The sequence below is a fragment of the Pseudomonas sp. FIP_A4 genome (assembly GCF_036701605.1).
GTDB lineage: Bacteria > Pseudomonadota > Gammaproteobacteria > Pseudomonadales > Pseudomonadaceae > Stutzerimonas > Stutzerimonas phenolilytica.
This window is the reverse complement of sequence record NZ_JAYDXP010000060.1, coordinates 1-656: the sequence shown is the minus strand read 5'-3', so window position 1 is coordinate 656 and position 656 is coordinate 1. Positions and strand designations below refer to the sequence as shown.

General features: G+C 64.6%; 4 pseudogenes. 2 read left to right on the top strand and 2 right to left on the bottom strand.

Annotated elements, in window-relative coordinates:
• Nucleotides 1-135, bottom strand: a pseudogene (locus tag U8L64_RS20195) (hypothetical protein); the annotation flags it as partial.
• Between U8L64_RS20195 and U8L64_RS00485 the strand changes: the two are divergent.
• Nucleotides 133-258, top strand: a pseudogene (locus U8L64_RS00485) (hypothetical protein); the annotation flags it as partial. The pseudogenes U8L64_RS20195 and U8L64_RS00485 sit on opposite strands and share 3 nt — an antisense overlap.
• Nucleotides 249-335: pseudogene (locus tag U8L64_RS00480) on the top strand (hypothetical protein); the annotation flags it as partial. The pseudogenes U8L64_RS00485 and U8L64_RS00480, both read left to right, overlap by 10 nt.
• A gap of 181 nt (nt 336-516) precedes the next feature.
• Here the strand turns inward: U8L64_RS00480 and U8L64_RS00475 are convergent.
• Nucleotides 517-656 (bottom strand): annotated as a pseudogene (locus U8L64_RS00475) (C4-dicarboxylate ABC transporter); the annotation flags it as partial.

Genomic DNA, 656 nt, shown 5'->3' with positions numbered 1-656 from the left:
TCCCTCGCGCAGCTCGTCGACCGCAGCCGGCGGCAGGTAACCCTGCGCGGCCAGCGTCGCCAGCACATCCAGCAACGGCCGCTGCTGCAGGCTGAGATCACGACCGCCGTGGATCAGCTGGAAGGCCTGGGACAGGGTGGCACCGTGTTGCCCGAGGACATGGCCGATATCATCGGCAATGACTTGCGTAATTCCGGAATTTTCCAGCCGATCCCGCGGCAGAATATGATCAGCATGCCGACCCGCTCTCCGCCTATTCCCGCGTGCTGGATTTCGCCCGTTTCCGCGCGATTGCCGACAAGGTCGGCGCCTACCTGTTCGTCGACATGGCCCATCCTGTCACCGTCGCGCAGCAACGGCATGCATGCCGTGCTGCAGCGGGTGCGCGAGCTGACGGCGGGCTGAAGCCCACCTTACGGCTACGAATGGCGGGTGGTTGGCAACTCCTGCTGCATGGGGGAGCGGGTGGACAGGCGCTACGGTCTGCGCGAACCGTGACCTGCCGCCTGTTTCCATGGTCGTCGGCCTGACGGTTCACCTCAGCGGTGACCTCTTCCATGATCGTTTCCAGCTCGCCGCGCACGTCTTCCGGCAGGCCGTTCCAGAACTTGGTGTTGGTGATCACCATGTAGTCGATCAGGCCGTGGTCGGAGGCG